The sequence below is a fragment of the Sphingopyxis sp. genome (assembly GCF_036402335.1).
Lineage (GTDB): Bacteria > Pseudomonadota > Alphaproteobacteria > Sphingomonadales > Sphingomonadaceae > Sphingopyxis.
In genome coordinates this window covers 1-16,353 of record NZ_DASWTD010000630.1, presented here as the reverse complement: position 1 = coordinate 16,353, position 16,353 = coordinate 1, and the positions used below count along the sequence as shown (strand labels likewise).

Genomic DNA, 16,353 nt, shown 5'->3' with positions numbered 1-16,353 from the left:
GGACTTCGCCGGCGCCACCTTGCACAGCACCGGCACCTTGCGCGACAGGCGGTCGATATCGGCCATGGTGAAATCCAGCTCCGCCTCGTGCGCGGCGGCCAGGATATGCAGCACGGTGTTGGTCGACCCGCCCATGGCGATGTCGAGGCTCATCGCGTTCTCGAACGCCTCGAAGGTGGCGATACTGCGCGGCAGCACGCTGTCGTCGTCTTCCTCATAGTGGCGGCGGCACATGTCGACGACGAGGCGGCCCGCATTGAGGAACAGCGCCTTGCGGTCGGCGTGCGTAGCGAGTGTCGAGCCGTTGCCCGGCAGCGACAGCCCCAGCGCTTCGGTCAGGCAGTTCATCGAGTTCGCGGTGAACATGCCCGAACAACTGCCGCATGTCGGGCACGCCGCCTGTTCGATCGCCGTCACTTCCTCGTCGGTATATTTCTCGTCGGCGGCGGCGACCATCGCGTCGACAAGGTCAAGCGCGACCTCCTTGCCCTTCAGCACCACCTTGCCAGCTTCCATCGGCCCGCCGGACACGAAGACGACGGGGATGTTGATCCTGAGCGCCGCCATCAGCATGCCCGGGGTGATCTTGTCGCAGTTGGAGATGCACACCATCGCGTCGGCGCAATGTGCATTGACCATATATTCGACACTGTCGGCGATCAGGTCGCGGCTCGGCAGCGAATAGAGCATCCCGTCGTGCCCCATCGCGATCCCGTCATCGACCGCGATCGTGTTGAATTCCTTGGCGACGCCGCCATGCGCCTCGATCTCGCGCGCGACCATCTGGCCGAGGTCCTTCAGGTGGACATGCCCCGGCACAAACTGCGTGAAGCTGTTGACCACCGCGATGATCGGCTTGCCGAAATCGCTGTCCTTCATCCCCGTCGCACGCCAGAGGCCGCGGGCACCTGCCATGTTGCGGCCATGGGTGGTCGTGCGCGAACGATATGAAGGCATTTTTGGGTATCCTGATAATTTTATTTCAAAAATAAGCGAAGAGACGCGCCTCTACACGCCTATTCGGGCAGATTCAATGCAAGCTTGCTGCACATGCGAGAAAGCCGCTGCGCAAACAGCGCCTGACCCGCCGCATCGCCCACCAGATCCTGCCGCATCTCGATCCCGACATAGGGGATGCCATTCGCCTCGGCGTGGCGGTTCATCGTCGCATTCAGCAGCTTGCCCGAATAGGGCTGCTGGTCGCCCACGACCATATTTTCGGCCTCCAGCGCCGCAATCGCCGCCGCCGCGAGCCGGTCGTCCTCATTATAGAGCACCCCGACATGCCAGGGCCGCGCCTGATCGGGATGCGCCGCGAGCGAGGGCGTGAAGCTGTGCAGCGACAGGATCACCGCCGGGCGCTGCGCCGCGATCGTCGCCGCGATATGGTCGTGATAGGGCCGGAAAAAGCGCGCCAGCCGCACCTCGCGCGCATCGTCGTCGAGGGCGTTGCCCGGCACGGCATGCCCGTCGCTCGCGATCGGCAGCACCCCGGGCGCATCCTCGTCGCGGTTGCAGTCGACGACCAGCCGCGACACGCCGCCAAGGATCGCCGCGTCGACCGCACCGCTCTCGACGAGCAGCCCCGCAACCTGCGCGACGCCGATATCGATCGCGATATGGTTCGACAGCAGCGCCGGATCGATGCCCAGATCGATGTCGGCGGGCACGAGGTTCGAGGCATGATCGGCGATCAGCAGGATGCCGCCTGCCCGCGCCTCGCCGATCTGCCGCCACGCTTCGCTCACCGCAATACTCCTGCCATCGTCCACCATTGCGGATGCCGCTCCGCCAGCAAGGCAACCGCGGCATCGCGTTCGGTCGCCGCATCGAACAGCGCAAAACAGGTTGCGCCCGATCCCGACATGCGCGCGAGCCACGGCCCGAGCGCTCCGAGCTCGGTGAGTACGTCGGCCACCGCCGGGCATTGCGCCGTCGCGGGGCGCTGCAAATCGTTGCGCCCCGCGAACAGCTGCGCGCGGAGGTCGGCACCGGTGAACAGCGGCCCGCGATCGATCCCGTCCCACGCGGCAAAGACCGGTCCTGTGGCGACCGGCTGGCGCGGATTGACCAGCAGCACCGGTGTCCCCGCCAGCCGAAGTTCGGGCACCGCGCTCAATTCCTCGCCGACCCCGACGCCGAGGCAGGTGGCGCTCGCGACACAGGCCGCGATATCGGCGCCGAGCGGGCTGACGAGCCGCGCCAGCGCCGCATCGCCCAGCTCGGGCAGGAAGTGCGTGCGCACCAACCGCGCCATCGCCGCAGCATCGGCCGAACCGCCGCCGATCCCCGCCGCAACCGGCAGCGTCTTGGTCAAGCTCACCGCGAGCGGCGGCACCCGGTCAGCGCCGTAGCGCGCGCGGAGCAGCGTCAGCACCCGCATCACCAGATTGTCGCCGCCCGCGCTCAGCCCGTCAGCGAATTCGCCGTCGATCGTCAGGCTGTCGACCGCGGCGAATTCGGCTGCGATCGCGTCGCCGCCATCGACGAAGGCAAACAGCGTCTCGATGTCATGATAGCCGTCGGCGCGCCGCCCGCGAACGTGGAGCGCGAGGTTGATCTTGGCCCAGCCGGTCTCGCGAAACGCGCTCACGGCGCGGTTGTCGCGGGGGTCAGCCCGTCGCGCAGCTTTGCTTCCAGCCGCGTCGCCATATCGGCGTCGGCGAGCAAAGCCGCCGCGCGCCAGTTGTAGCGCGCCTGGAATTTCTGCCCCGCCTGCCAATAGGCGTCGCCCAGATGTTCGACGATCACTGCATTGCCGGGCTCGCCGCGCTGCGCCTTTTCGAGCAGGTCGACCGCTTCACCGCTGCGGCCGGTCAGGAAATAGGCCCAGCCAAGCGAGTCGGTGATGCTCGCATTCTGCGGTTCCTTCGCCCACGCCGCCTCGATCCGCGCCAAAGACTGCTTCACATCCTTGCGCCGTTCGAGCGCCGAATAGCCGGCAAAGTTCAGGATCGACGCGTCGTCGGGCCGCAGCCTCACCGCCTTTTCGATCAGCGGTGCCGCACCATCCCACTCGCCCGCCTGCAGCAGCAGTTCGGCGCGGGCAATCAGCAGCGTCCCGCGCAGCGATCGATCATCCTCGTCATCGCCCAGCGCATCGTCCAGCCGTTCGTACGCGCGCGCGGCCGCCTGCGGGTCGTCCGACCGGCGCGCGATATCGGCGAGCCGCACAAGCAGGCTGCGCGCATCATTCCCGTTTGCCGCTGTTTCGGCGAGCTTCGCCGCGCCCGGAAGATCGCCCGCATCGGCCATCAGTTCGGCGCGCCGCATCGCCAGTACCGGGGGCAGCGCGGTGCGGCCGGTGCCGAGCAGCGCCATCGCCTCGGCGCGCTGGCCGTCGCGGTCGAGCGCCTCGACCAGCGTCGCGCGGACCGCCCAATCCTGATCGTTCAGCCAGTGGGCGGCGCGGGCGAACAGCAGCGGCACCTTCGATTGCCCTCCCGGCGTTCGCGCAAGGCCATCGGCGAGCAACCCCAGCCAGTGCGCCGTCCCCGCGCGCGGCGTCGACACGGGCTGGTCGGGCAGCAGCAGCATCGGATCCTCGCGCGGCCCCGACGCCAGCATGATCCGCTCGCGAAGCCGTTTCGCGGCGTCGCGCTCGCCCGCCTTGTCGAGCGTCGCCGCAAGGCGCAGCGCAATAAGCTGGCTCGTGCGATCGGTCAGCGTGATGCCGTCGGTCAGCGTCGCGGCTTCGCTCGCCCGCTGCGTCGCGATCTGAACCAGCGCGACCTGGAGCGCGAGCGCGGGCTCGGACCGCGCACGTCCCATCGCGGCGAGCAGGTGACGTTCGGGTGCCTTTACGCGCGCGCCGACGTCGATCCATGCATTCACCGTCGGCAGGATCAGCCGCGCGATCGTATCGGCGCCTGCCTTATCGTTCCGGCCCGACGCATAGTCGCGCGCGGCCTTCCAGTCGGACCGGCGCATCGCGTCGACCATCAGCACCAGCTGGGCATCGAACCGGCGCTCGCCGCCCGCCCACAACCGCAACGCCGCAGCGCGGGCGGCATCCAGGTCGCCGGCCTGGATCGCCTGTTCGAGTATGCGGCCGCGCACCCCGGGCAGATCGGGCGCGAGGCTCGATACCGTCGTGAGCGCGGACAAGGCCGCGGCGGGTTCGCCGCGTTCCTCGGCAAGCCGTGCCCGCACCAGCGCGTTCAGCGCCGCGCCGCTGTCGTCGACCGCTTGCGCCGGGGTCGCCACCGCGACCGCGGCGACCGCCAACAGGATACGCGCGGGCTTACATGTTCGGATAATTGGGGCCTCCGCCGCCTTCGGGAGTGACCCAGTTGATATTCTGGGTCGGGTCCTTGATATCGCACGTCTTGCAATGGACGCAATTCTGCGCGTTGATCACGAATTTAGGATCGCCCTCGGCCTCGCCGACGATCTCGTAAACGCCGGCCGGGCAATAACGCTGCGCAGGCTCGTCATAGAGCGGCAAATTATACGCGACCGGGATCGACGGGTCCTTGAGCTGCAGGTGGACCGGCTGGTCTTCCTCGTGATTGGTATTCGATACGAACACCGACGACAGGCGGTCAAAGGTCAGCACGCCGTCGGGTTTCGGATAGTCGGGCTTCGGCATGATGTCGGCGCGGTACAGGCTCTCATTGTCCGGATGATGCTTCATCGTGAACGGAACCTTGATCTTCAGCGTTTCGAGCCACATCGTCATCCCGGACAGGATCGTCCCCGCGAGGTCGCCATATTTCTCGACGAGCGGCAGCACGTTGCGGACGACGCTCAGTTCCTTCTTCACCCAGCTGTCATCGAAGGCCGCCTGATAGGAGTCGAGCGTATCGCCCGACCGGCCCGCAGCGACCGCCGCGAACGCTGCCTCGGCCGCCATCATGCCCGACTTCATCGCGGTATGCGTGCCCTTGATGCGCGGCACGTTGAGGAAACCGGCAGTATCGCCGATCAGCGCGCCGCCCGGGAAAGCGAGCTTGGGCACCGATTGCAGACCGCCGTCGCTGATCGCGCGCGCGCCATAGGATACGCGCTTGCCGCCCTTCAGTATCTTCGCGATCTCGGGATGCGTCTTCCACTTCTGCATCTCCTGAAACGGGGAGATGTGCGGGTTGCGATAGTTGAGCCAAGTTACGAAGCCGAGCGCAACCTGCCCGTTCGCCTGATGATAAAGGAAACCGCCGCCATTGGCATTCTGGTCGAGCGGCCAGCCCTGCGTATGGATCACCCGGCCCGCCGCATGGTTCTCGGGCTTGATGTCCCACAGCTCCTTGACGCCGAGACCATAGACCTGCGGCTCGCAATCGGCGTCGAGCGCAAACTGCGGCTTGATCATCTTGGTCAGGTGGCCGCGCACGCCCTCGGCGAAGAAGGTGTATCTGGCGTGGAGTTCGAGGCCGGGGGCATAGTCGCCCTTGTGGCTGCCATCGCGCGCGACGCCCATGTCGCCCGTCGCGACGCCTTTGACCGAACCATCCTCATTGTAGAGGATTTCGGCTGCGGGGAATCCGGGGAAGATTTCGACCCCCAGCCCTTCGGCCTGCTCGGCAAGCCAGCGGCAGAGGTTGCCAAGACTGCCGGTATAGGTGCCGACATTGTGCATGAAGGGCGGCGTGATGACGTGCGGCAGGCCGAACTTCTTAGTCTTGGTCAGCACCCAATGCTGGTTGTCGTTGACCGGCACCTCGGCAAGGGGGCAGCCCATCTCGCGCCATTCGGGCAACAGTTCGTCGAGCCCCTTCGGGTCGATCACGGCACCCGACAGGATGTGCGCGCCGACTTCGGATCCCTTTTCGAGGATGCACACCGACAATTCGCTGCCCGCGTCATTTGCCAGTTGTTTGAGGCGGATCGCCGCCGACAGCCCCGCCGGCCCCGCGCCGACGATGACCACGTCATAGGGCATCGATTCCCGTTCGCTCACCGCAAATACCTTTCTGCCGTCCCTGCGCCGATCATTCATCGTGTCCGGCGCTCATTCTGTCACGAATTGCGATGCCCGCCAATTGACGGGTCCGTCAACTGCCTGTTTGAAACAAAATCATGGGTGGGTCATATTCAGCCTTGCTGGCAGAAAGCACATGTGACTGGTGGTCTCTGGCGGGGGTGGACGCCCTTGTCGGCGAGCAACCTGCCGGCTGGCTCGTCACTCCGCCCGCGAATGACGCTGCGGCGGCAAGGCCAAAGCGCGCGGCAATCGTCGAACCCGAGGCCATGCCCCTTCCCGCGGCGCTCCAGCGTCAGGAGGCGCCGCAAGTCGCCGAAACCAGAGGGCCGGCCATCTTTCCGGACGACTGGAGCGAATTCCAAAACTGGCTCGCGACGAGCGACGATGTACCCGGCAGCCAATGGGATGCCCGCCGCATACTTCCCGCAGGGCAGGTCGGCGCCCCGCTCATGCTGCTCACCGCATGGCCCGAAATCGACGACCAGCAGGACGGCACCCTGTTTTCGGGAGCAGCCGGCCGGTTGCTCGATGCGATGCTGCAAGCGATCGGTACCGCGCGCGGCGATTGCTACGTCGCCAGCCTTGCGGTGACCCGTCCGGCAGGCGGTCGTTGCGACGGTACGGAAGCGGCGGAGCTCGACCGCCTGCTCTGGCATCACCTGCGACTGGCGCGTCCCGGGCGGTTGCTGCTGATCGGCGGCGACATCGTCCGCATGGCCGCTGCCGCATCGCTTCCCGATGTGCGCGGAAAGTTACTCAATATTAACCAAGATGGCGGCAAAGTGGACGCAGTGGCTGTGGCACATCCCGCGATGCTGCTGGCCCGCCCCGCCCAAAAGGCGGCGGCCTGGGATAGCCTGAAACTGTTCAACCGGGGACGTTGACAGATGGATAAGATGACCAAGACCCTTGTTTCATACGCACTTCTTGCCGCTGCTTTCGCTACGGCGCCGGCCATGGCGACCGATGCGGGCGATCGTGCACTGGTATCGGCACCGCAAACGGTGCCCGATATCCTGTCGTCGAAGCAGAAGCAGCTTTACACGCAGGTGCTGGCCGCAATCCGCAGCCAGCGCTGGGCCGATGCCAAATCGCTCCTCGATGGGGCTGATAACGGCCCGCTTACCGATTTCCTGCGCGCCGAGCTGCTGACCGCGCCGAACAGCCCGCGCGCCGAAGTTGCCGACATCATGCCGATCCTCTCGCGCTCGCCGTACCTGCCGCAGGCCGAGCAGCTCGGCCGGCTCGCGACGAAACGCGGCGCGACCGAATTACCGACCTTGCCCTTTCAGGCACGGCTCGCCTGGGCTGGCAGCGCACCGCGCCGCCTCGGCGCTGACGCGATCAGCGGCGATCCTGCCGCCGCCGCGCTCGCGCGCTCGATCCCCGACCGCATCAAGAATGACGATCCAGCGGGGGCCGAGGCCTTGCTGAATGCCGCGGGCGAACAGCTCTCCCCCGAGGCGCGCAACGAATGGCGCCAAAAGGTGGCATGGTCCTATTATATTGAAAATGACGACGCCAACGCGCTCCGTCTCGCCAATGAATGCAGCAACGGCCAGGGCGCATGGTCGACGCAGGGCGCGTGGGTGAAAGGCCTCGCATCGTGGCGCACCCGCGATTACCGCACCGCGCTGGCCGCCTTCGACCGTGTCGCGAAGGAAGCGCCCGACAGCGAGCTTCGTGCCGCCGCTTATTACTGGGCCGCCCGCGCGGCGATCGCCGCGGGCGAACCCGCGTCGGTCCAGCCGCGCCTGCGCGCCGCCGCCGCCAACGAAGAAACCTTCTACGGCCTGCTCGCCGCCGAAACCCTCGGTGTCGAAACGAGCAGCCAGCGCGAGAATGTCCGCGCCGACCGCAGCGCATGGCGCGCACTCGAAGACCTGCCCAACGTCCGCCTCGCGATGGCCTTGTCGGAAATCGGCGAGGATCAATATGCGGGCACGGTGCTGCGCCACCAGGCGCTGATCGGCGACGCCCGCCAGCACGAACAATTGCTCGCGATCGCCGGCGCGCTCAGCCTACCCGAAACGCAGCTTTATCTCGCGCACAATACGCCGCAGGGCCGCAAGCTCGCCGCGCAGACGCGCTATCCGCAGCCCAAATGGGAGCCCAATGGCGGGTGGAAGGTCGATCCGGCGCTTGTCTTCGCGCACACGCTGCAGGAATCGCGCTTCCAGCGTACCGTCGTCAGCCCTGCGGGCGCCTTCGGCCTGATGCAGGTGCGCCCCGGCACCGCGCGCGACATCGCGCGCTGGCGCGGCGACAGCCAGACGGGCGACCTGCGCGCGCCCGCGGTGAACATGGATATGGGGCAGAGCTATCTGCAATATCTCAGCAAGGATCCTGCAACCGGCGGCCTGTTGCCGAAAGTGATCGCCGCATACAACGCCGGTCCCGCGCCCGTCGCGCGCTGGCAATCCGAAATCCGCGATAATGGCGATCCTTTGCTCTACATGGAATCGATCCCCTATTGGGAAACGCGCGGCTATGTTGGCATCGTGCTGCGCAACTACTGGATGTACGAAGCGCAGCAGGGCAAGCCCTCGGTCAGCCGGGCCGCGCTGGCGCAGGGCAAATGGCCGCGCTTTCCCGACGGCAAGGATCGCACGCGCCTGACCTATGCCGGCACTCTCGCCCATGCCGATTGACGAGAGCCTCGTCTTCAGGCCCGTTCGTATCGCCCTATTGACGATTTCGGACAGCCGTAGCGCTGCCGAAGACCGCTCGGGTGACAAGCTCGAAGAATTGCTGACCGGCGCCGGCCACATCCTCGCCGCGCGCGCGATCATCAAGGACGAGACCGACCTGATCGTCTCGCGCCTTCACAACTGGATCGACGACCCCGCGGTCGACGTCGTGATCACCACCGGCGGCACCGGCCTGACCGGCCGCGACGTGACGCCCGAGGCGCTGCACCGGCTCGACGGCAAGGATATTCCCGGTTTCGGCGAGCTGTTCCGCTGGCTCAGCTACCAGACGATCGGCACCTCGACGATCCAGTCGCGCGCCTGCGCCATCGTCGCGCGCGGCACCTATATCTTCGCGCTGCCCGGTTCGACCGGCGCCGTCACCGACGCATGGGAAGGCATTTTGTCGACGCAGCTCGACAGCCGGCACCAGCCCTGCAACTTCGTCGAACTGATGCCGCGCCTGACCGAATAGAGGTTTGTTCTTTATTTGTTCCTGCTGACGCGATATCCTCCACCGGTGGAATCGATCAAGCCCCTCCCCCCGATCGCAGGCCGCGGCGCACCGACCAACCTCCGCCCCACCCGCACCGGATCGGCCGAACGCGTCGCCGACGGCGACTGGCTCGACGCGGCCGAAGACATCGACGGCGAAGCGCCGCGCCTCCGCACGACGGTAACGGTCGAGCACCCGAAGACGATCATCGCGCGCAACAAATCGCCCGACATCGGCTTCGACCGCTCGATCAACCCCTATCGCGGCTGCGAGCATGGCTGCATCTATTGTTTCGCACGTCCGACCCATGCCTTCCACGATCTCTCGCCCGGCCTCGATTTCGAAAGCCGGCTTTTCGCCAAACCCGATGCCGCAAAGCTCCTCCGCGCCGAGCTCGCAAAGCGTGGTTATACGGCCGCCCCGCTCGCGATCGGTACCAACACCGATGGATACCAGCCGATCGAACGCGAATGGGGTATCACACGGTCGGTCGTCGAAGTCCTTGCCGAAACGCGGCATCCGCTGATCATCACGACCAAATCGGACCGCGTTCTCCGCGATATCGACCTGCTCGCCGACATGGCGCGCGACAATCTGGTCGGTGTCGCGGTCTCGGTGACGTCGCTCGATCCCGCGATCGCACGCACGCTCGAACCGCGCGCGCCGCACCCGCGCCGCCGCCTCGCCGCGATCCGCAAGCTGATCGACGCGGGCGTGCCGACACAGGTCAATATCTCGCCGATCATCCCGGCGATCACCGACCACGAAATCGAAGCGATCATGGCCGCCGCCGCCGAGGCGGGCGCGATCCGCGCCTCCTATATATTGATGCGTCTGCCATTCGAGGTCGCCCCGCTATTCCGTGCCTGGCTCGCCGCGCATTATCCCGATCGCGCCGACAAGGTCATGCACATGGTGCAGGACATCCGCGGCGGCCGCGACAACGACCCGAATTTCTTCACGCGCATGAAGGGGCACGGCGTCTGGGCGCAACTGATCCGCACCCGCGTCAAACGCGCGGCGCGCGAACATGGCATGGACCGCAGCTTCCCCCCGATCCGCAGTGATCTTTTCAGACCGCCCGAACGCGACGGGCAGATGGAGCTGTTCTAGCCAGTTCCGTCGCCCCCGCGAAGGCGGGGGCCGCTGGCGTCATGGAGTAAGGGGTATGAGGCGAGCTTATGTTTACATCATGACCAACAAACCGATGGGAATAGTTTACATCGGCGTGACCGACAATTTGCCGGCTCGTATTTTTGCGCATCGATCAGGCACTGGTTCCGAGTTTTGCAAGAAATGAGGTTTGATTCGACTAGTTTACGCCGAGCCCCTCAATCGGATCGATGAGGCTATCGTCCGCGAGAAAGCCCTGAAAAAATGGAATAGAGTCTGGAAACTCCACCTCATTTCAGAAGCCAACCCCGAATGGACTGACCTGTTCGAAACCCTCAACGCCTGAGCCATGCCTATAGCGGCCCCCGCCTTCGCGGGGGCGACGCCATTTACGCAGCGTCCAGCGACCGCAGTTTGTAATCCTTGTAATCGTCGCGGATCTGGCGCTTCAATATCTTGCCCGTCGCGGTGTGCGGCAGCTCGTCGACGAATATGACCTCGTCGGGCAACCACCATTTGGCGACCTTGTCCTTCAGATAATCGACGATCGCCACTTCGTTCGTTTCGACACCCGGCTTCCGGACGATCAGCAGGATCGGCCGCTCGTCCCATTTGGGGTGATAGACGCCGACCGCCGCGGCTTCCTGTACCCCCGGCGCGCCGACCGCGGCATTTTCGAGTTCGATCGAGCTGATCCATTCGCCGCCCGACTTGATCACATCCTTCGCGCGGTCGGTAATCTGCATCACACCATCGGGGTGCAGCACCGCGACGTCGCCGGTATCAAACCAGCCATCGGCGTCGGCGGCATCGGTCTCGGCCTTGAAATAGCGCTGGATGATCCACGGTCCGCGGCATTGCAGCCGCCCGCTGGTCACGCCGTCGCGCGGCAGCACCTTGTCCTCGTCGTCGACGATCCGCAATTCGACGCCATAGGGCGGGCAGCCCTGCCGGCACACGATGTCGACCTGTTCGTCGAAGCTCAGCGCGTCCCAGTTCCACGGCCGCTTTCCCATCGTCCCGATCGGGCTTGTTTCGGTCATTCCCCAGGCGTGGCCGACCGCGATTCCCGCTTTCATGAATCGTTCGATCATCGCGCGCGGCGCCGCCGACCCGCCGATGATCACACGTTCGAGCTTGCCGTAACCGATGCCCGTCGCGTCCATGTGCCCGAACATCGCGAGCCAGACGGTCGGAACGCCGGCGCTGTGCGTCACGCCCTCGTCGTGCATCAGGTCGCAGAGGACCTGCGCATCGTTGGTCGCCGAAAACACGAGTTTCGAACCGACGGTCGCCGCCGCGAAGGGCACACCCCAGCTGTTGGCGTGGAACATCGGGACGATCGGCAGGATCACGCTGCGGTTCGACAGGCCGAAAACGTCGGGCTGGATTTCGGTGATCGCGTGAATGACGTTCGAACGATGCTCGTAGAGTACGCCCTTGGGATTGCCCGTCGTCCCGCTCGTGTAGCAAAGCCCGACCGGGTCGCGTTCGTCGAGTTCGACCCACTCGAAACGGCCGTCCTCGGCGTCGATCAGGTCGCGGTACGAGAGATAGCCCTCGCGCGCCGGCGCATCGAACAGGATGAAATGCTCGACCGTCGGGAGTTGCGGGCGCAGCCGCTCGACGATCGGCAGGAACATCGCATCGAACAGCAACACGCGGTCTTCGGCATGGTTGATGATGTAAATGAGCTGCTCGTCGAACAATCGCGGGTTTACGGTGTGCAGCACCCCGCCCATACCCGCACTGCCGTACCAGCTGACCAGATGATGCCCGTGGTTCATCGCGAGCGTCGCGATACGGTCGCCCTTCCTCATGCCCAGTTTCGTCATCGCCGCGGCGAAGCGGCGCGCATCCTCGCCGACCTCGCCCCACGTCGATCGTGTCATGCTGCCATCGGCCCAGCGCGAAACGATCTCGCGGCCCTTATGCTCGCGCGCGGCATGGTCGATCAGGCTGGTCACCAGCAACGGCTGGCCCTGCATTCCCATCATGAGGCATCCTCTATCTTGTCGTTGCCTCTCAGGGATAAGGTCGGACGCAAAGCCCGCGCAAGGTAAAACAGGGTGCAGCGAGGGCGAAAAGCGCAGATTTAGCCGGGAAGACCATCGATATGGGGCACATCGGCCAGATCGGCGTCCCATTCCGCCCGGCTCGCGCAGCAAATATGCGCCGTCGGACGGATATCGACCGGGCCGTCGAGGCTTCCTGCCGGAACGACGAGCAACGCACCGCCCATCCGCACCCCGGGAAGCGCCGAACCGCAGGTCATGCAGAAACTGCGCTCGTGCCGTGTATCGGGCACACGGTAGGTTGCGATATTCGCTTCACCCGACCGCCAGGCGACGGACGCGTTGGAAGCGAACAGGTTTGCGCCGTGCGCCGACCCGCTGTTCTTGCGGCATCGCGAGCAATGGCACAGGAAAAATGCGTCGAAATCGCCCGATATTTCGAACTGCACGATGCCGCAAAGGCAGCTTCCGGGCGTTTTGATTGCAGCGTTCACCGGACGCTACCGCACCCGGAATTCGCGCGGCGCGACGAGTGAAAGCGCGGCTTCGGCGACCCCCGCAACCATTTCGAGGCGCGAGACGGTGTCCGGCCCCAATGCGAAGCTGCGCCCCAGCTCGATACGGACATCCTCGTCGGTCAGCGGATCGCGGGTCGCGATCACGACCTTTCCGCGCGCGTCGTCGCGCCGTTCGAGCCATTTCGCGATCTCCGGCACCGCCTCGGGCAGTTCGACCCGGCAGGTCAATTGCAGCGCCGCGGTCGCCGCGATATCGACGAGCGATTGCGCACCACGCACCGTCACGCGCGGCGTCTCTTCGCCTTCGAGCAGGTCGAGTTCGACCGACAGCATCGCGCAGCCGCCGTCGGCGGCCAGCGCCTCGAGCGTCTTGCCCGCGATCTCGTCGAAGCAGCTCGACTGGAACTGTCCGCTGCGGTCCGACAACGTCAGGTTCAGGAACCGGTTGCCGCGCTGCGAGACGCGTGGCCGCGCACTTTCGACCATCGCGGCCATCACCATCGGGATGCGCGTTCCCGGCGTCATTTCGACATTGGCGCAGATATCGCCATAGGACCGGGCACCGCGCGCCGAGATGATCGCTTCATATTGTTCGACCGGATGCGACGAGAAATAAAAGCCGAAGGCGTCCTTCTCGCGCGTCATCCGCTCGGCGAGCGTCCATGGTTCGGCCGCGGGCAGTTGCAGCGCCGGTGCGATCGCGATGTCGCCGCCGAACAGGCCGCCCTGCCCAGTCGAGCGTTCGTGCGCCGAACTGTTCGCGCAGGCGAGCAGGCTTTCGGCGCCGGCAAAGGCGCGCGGACGGTCGGGCTCGATACAATCGAACGCTCCCGCGCCCGCCAGCGCCTCGATCTGGCGGCGGTTGAGCAACTTGGGATCGATGCGGCTCGCGAAATCGTCGAGCGACGCGAAGTCGCCCTTCGCGCGCTCGGCAACCAGTGCTTCCATCGCCTTTTCGCCGACGCCTTTGAGCGCGCCGAGCGCATAACGCACGGTCAGTCCGTCATCCCCGCGCCCGACCGAGAAATCGGCTTCGCTGTCGTTGACCGACGGCGGGGCGATCCCGACGTCCAGCCGGCGCATATCGTCGATGAAGATCGAGAGCTTGTCGGTCTGGTGGCTGTCGAACGACATCGACGCGGCAAAGAATTCGTGCGGATAATGCGCCTTCAGCCACGCCGTCTGGTACGACAGCAGCGCATAGGCGGCCGCGTGGCTCTTGTTGAAACCATAGCCGGCAAATTTGTCGATCAAGTCGAACAGCTCGTTCGCCGCCTTGGGCGCGATCTGGTTATGCTCGCCGCAGCCCTTCACGAACGTCTCGCGCTGCGCGTCCATCTCGGCCTGGACCTTCTTGCCCATCGCGCGGCGGAGCAGGTCGGCGCCGCCCAGACTATAGCCCGCCAGGATCTGCGCCGCCTGCATCACCTGTTCCTGATAGACGAAGATTCCATAGGTTTCGGCGAGGATGCCCTCGAGCAGCGGGTGCGGATAGGCGATTGGCTCGCGCCCGTTCTTGCGCGCGCCGAACAGCGGGATATTGTCCATCGGTCCGGGACGATAGAGCGCGACGAGCGCGATGATGTCGCCGAAATTGGTCGGCTTCACCGCCGACAGCGTGCGCCGCATGCCCTCCGATTCCAGCTGGAATACCCCGACGGTTTCGCCACGCTGGAGCAGTTCATAGACGGCGGTGTCGTCCCACGCGAGCGCATCGAGATCGACGTCGACGCCGCGCAGCGCGAGCAGGCGCTTCGCCTCCTTCAGCACCGACAGCGTCTTCAAACCGAGAAAGTCGAATTTCACCAGTCCTGCGGTCTCGACATATTTCATGTCGAACTGCGTCACCGGCATGTCCGAGCGCGGGTCGCGATAGAGCGGAACGAGCTGGTCGAGCGGACGGTCGCCGATCACCACCCCGGCGGCGTGGGTCGAGCTGTGCCGGGGCAGGCCTTCCAATTGGCGCGCCATGTCGAACAGGCGGCGCACCCCGTCGTCCTGCTTATATTCGGTCATCAGCTCGGCGACGCCGTTCAGCGCGCGTTCGAGCGTCCACGGATCGGTCGGATGGTTCGGCACCAGCTTCGCCAGCCGGTCGACCTGCCCGTAACTCATCTGCAGCACGCGGCCGGTATCCTTCAGCACCGCGCGCGCCTTCAGCTTACCGAAGGTGATAATCTGGGCGACGGTGTCGCGGCCGTATTTCTCCTGCACATAGCGGATCACCTCACCGCGCCGCGTTTCGCAGAAGTCGATGTCGAAGTCGGGCATCGACACGCGCTCGGGATTGAGGAAGCGTTCGAACAGCAGGCCCAATTTGAGCGGATCGAGGTCGGTGATCGTCAGCGCCCACGCGACGACGCTGCCCGCCCCCGAGCCGCGCCCCGGCCCCACGGGAATGTCGTGCGCCTTCGCCCATTTGATGAAGTCGGCAACGATCAGGAAATAGCCGGGGAAACCCATCTGGGTGATGACGTCGACCTCGAAGTCGAGGCGTTCGACATAGGCGTGCCGCTCCTCGTCGGTGATCTCCGGATAATGCGCGAGCCGCGCGGCCAGCCCCGCATGCGCGTCCTGCTTGAGCTGCGCCGCCTCGCCTTCGCGGTCGCCGGCAAGGCTCGGCAGGATCGGCGCGCGCTTGGGCGCCATGAACGCACAGCGCTGCGCGACCACCAGCGTATTGTGGATCGCCTCGGGAAGGTCCGAGAAAGCGTCCTCCATCGCCTCGGCGGGTTTCAGCCAGGCCTCGGGGCTCGACACGCGCCGGTCCTCGCTCTCGACATAGGCCGACTGCGCGATACACAGCATCGCGTCGTGCGCAGCGTGAAAATTGGGTTCGACGAAATTCGCCGGATTGGTCGCGACGATCGGCAATACGCGCGCATAGGCCAGATCGATCAGCGCCGCTTCGGCGGCGATCTCGGTCGCGTCGCCGCGCCGCGACAGCTCGATATAGAGCCGCCCGCCGAACAGCGCCTCGAGCTGCTCGACATAGTCGTCGGCCGCGCTCTTCTGCTCGCCCGCGAGCAGCCGTGCCAGTGCACCCTCGCCGCCGCCCGTCAGGCAGATCAGCCCGTCGGTCTTCCCCGCGATATCGGACAGCAGCACATGCGGTTCCTGCTCGACCGGACGACCGAGATGCGCTGCCGAAACCAGTGCGCAAAGATTGTCATAGCCCCGGTTATCCTGCGCATAGAGCGCCAGCCAGTCGATCAGCGGCGCGCCGTTTGCCAGCCGCTGGCCCGGGCGCGCGACGCTCAGCAAGGTACCGACGATCGGCTGCACGCCCGCCGCCTTGCACGCCTCGCCAAAGGCCATGACGCCGTAAAGCCCGTTGCGATCGGCGACCGCGATCGCCGGAAACCCGCGCTCGCGCGCGGCTTTGGCGATAAGCTTGGGCTGGATCGCCCCCTCCAGCATGGTAAAGCTGGAAAAGACGCGCAGGGGAACGAAGGGGCTAAAGGCCATCGGAAGACGCTACAGTGACAGCGGTGATTCGACTATGCCATAATCGTCGCCCCCGCGTAGGCGGGGGCCGTTGGAGAGATAGCGCCACGCCGATAACGGCCCCCGCCTACGCGGGGGCGACGTGTCAGCC

General features: G+C 65.7%; 13 protein-coding genes. 5 read left to right on the top strand and 8 right to left on the bottom strand.

What is annotated here, in order from left to right; genetic code table 11:
* The 5 genes from VGD20_RS20295 to VGD20_RS20275 form a co-directional block, all read right to left on the bottom strand.
* The coding region (locus VGD20_RS20295) for a dihydroxy-acid dehydratase (protein ID WP_331136181.1) at nucleotides 1-957 on the bottom strand (957 nt) is incomplete at its 3' end.
* Nucleotides 958-1,016: 59 nt separating this feature from the next.
* Nucleotides 1,017-1,748 (bottom strand): N-formylglutamate amidohydrolase, encoded by a 732-nt coding sequence (locus VGD20_RS20290; protein ID WP_331136180.1) that lies wholly within the window; start codon nucleotides 1,746-1,748, stop codon nucleotides 1,017-1,019.
* Nucleotides 1,745-2,593: a 4-(cytidine 5'-diphospho)-2-C-methyl-D-erythritol kinase gene (locus VGD20_RS20285; RefSeq protein WP_331136179.1), complete on the bottom strand. Its 849-nt coding sequence runs from the start codon at nucleotides 2,591-2,593 to the stop codon at nucleotides 1,745-1,747. Before VGD20_RS20285 ends, VGD20_RS20290 begins: the two co-directional genes overlap by 4 nt.
* Nucleotides 2,590-4,227, bottom strand: coding sequence for a hypothetical protein (locus VGD20_RS20280; protein WP_331136178.1), 1,638 nt, complete (start codon nucleotides 4,225-4,227; stop codon nucleotides 2,590-2,592). Before VGD20_RS20280 ends, VGD20_RS20285 begins: the two co-directional genes overlap by 4 nt.
* A gap of 16 nt (nucleotides 4,228-4,243) precedes the next feature.
* Nucleotides 4,244-5,899: an electron transfer flavoprotein-ubiquinone oxidoreductase gene (locus VGD20_RS20275; RefSeq protein ID WP_331136177.1), complete on the bottom strand. Its 1,656-nt coding sequence runs from the start codon at nucleotides 5,897-5,899 to the stop codon at nucleotides 4,244-4,246.
* Nucleotides 5,900-6,081: 182 nt separating this feature from the next.
* Between VGD20_RS20275 and VGD20_RS20270 the strand changes: the two genes are divergently transcribed.
* From VGD20_RS20270 to VGD20_RS21840, 5 genes are all read left to right on the top strand, one after another.
* A complete protein-coding gene (locus VGD20_RS20270) occupies nucleotides 6,082-6,807 on the top strand; it encodes a uracil-DNA glycosylase family protein (RefSeq protein ID WP_331136176.1) in 726 nt (241 codons plus the stop codon).
* 72 nt (nucleotides 6,808-6,879) lie between these two features.
* A complete protein-coding gene (locus VGD20_RS20265; RefSeq protein ID WP_331136175.1) occupies nucleotides 6,880-8,574 on the top strand; it encodes a lytic transglycosylase domain-containing protein in 1,695 nt (564 codons plus the stop codon).
* On the top strand, nucleotides 8,564-9,088 hold the full coding sequence (gene moaB, locus VGD20_RS20260) for a molybdenum cofactor biosynthesis protein B (protein WP_331136174.1): 525 nt from the start codon (nucleotides 8,564-8,566) through the stop codon (nucleotides 9,086-9,088). Before VGD20_RS20265 ends, moaB begins: the two co-directional genes overlap by 11 nt.
* Before the next feature lie 45 nt (nucleotides 9,089-9,133).
* The gene (locus VGD20_RS20255; protein ID WP_414714603.1) at nucleotides 9,134-10,222 is read left to right on the top strand and encodes a PA0069 family radical SAM protein; all 1,089 of its coding nucleotides are present in this window, start codon (nucleotides 9,134-9,136) and stop codon (nucleotides 10,220-10,222) included.
* A complete protein-coding gene (locus VGD20_RS21840) occupies nucleotides 10,140-10,409 on the top strand; it encodes a GIY-YIG nuclease family protein (protein ID WP_414714602.1) in 270 nt (89 codons plus the stop codon). Before VGD20_RS20255 ends, VGD20_RS21840 begins: the two co-directional genes overlap by 83 nt.
* 202 nt (nucleotides 10,410-10,611) lie before the next feature.
* Here the strand turns inward: VGD20_RS21840 and VGD20_RS20245 are convergent, their stop codons facing one another.
* The 3 genes from VGD20_RS20245 to dnaE all read right to left on the bottom strand — a co-directional run bounded on the left by VGD20_RS20245 (nucleotide 10,612) and on the right by dnaE (nucleotide 16,223).
* A complete protein-coding gene (locus VGD20_RS20245; protein ID WP_331136182.1) occupies nucleotides 10,612-12,216 on the bottom strand; it encodes a long-chain fatty acid--CoA ligase in 1,605 nt (534 codons plus the stop codon).
* Between the two features lie 101 nt (nucleotides 12,217-12,317).
* On the bottom strand, nucleotides 12,318-12,731 hold the full coding sequence (locus VGD20_RS20240; protein ID WP_331136173.1) for a GFA family protein: 414 nt from the start codon (nucleotides 12,729-12,731) through the stop codon (nucleotides 12,318-12,320).
* A gap of 6 nt (nucleotides 12,732-12,737) precedes the next feature.
* The gene (dnaE, locus tag VGD20_RS20235) at nucleotides 12,738-16,223 is read right to left on the bottom strand and encodes a DNA polymerase III subunit alpha (RefSeq protein WP_331136172.1); all 3,486 of its coding nucleotides are present in this window, start codon (nucleotides 16,221-16,223) and stop codon (nucleotides 12,738-12,740) included.
* Nucleotides 16,224-16,353: the final 130 nt, after the last annotated feature.

Coding starts and splice junctions, on each gene's coding strand:
- VGD20_RS20265 (WP_331136175.1), top strand. CDS start 6,880: ATGGCGACCGATGCGGGCGATCGTGCACTGGTATCGGCACCGCAAACG.
- moaB (WP_331136174.1), top strand. CDS start 8,564: ATGCCGATTGACGAGAGCCTCGTCTTCAGGCCCGTTCGTATCGCCCTA.
- VGD20_RS21840 (WP_414714602.1), top strand. CDS start 10,140: ATGGCATGGACCGCAGCTTCCCCCCGATCCGCAGTGATCTTTTCAGAC.
- VGD20_RS20245 (WP_331136182.1), bottom strand. CDS start 12,216: ATGGGAATGCAGGGCCAGCCGTTGCTGGTGACCAGCCTGATCGACCAT.
- dnaE (WP_331136172.1), bottom strand. CDS start 16,223: ATGGCCTTTAGCCCCTTCGTTCCCCTGCGCGTCTTTTCCAGCTTTACC.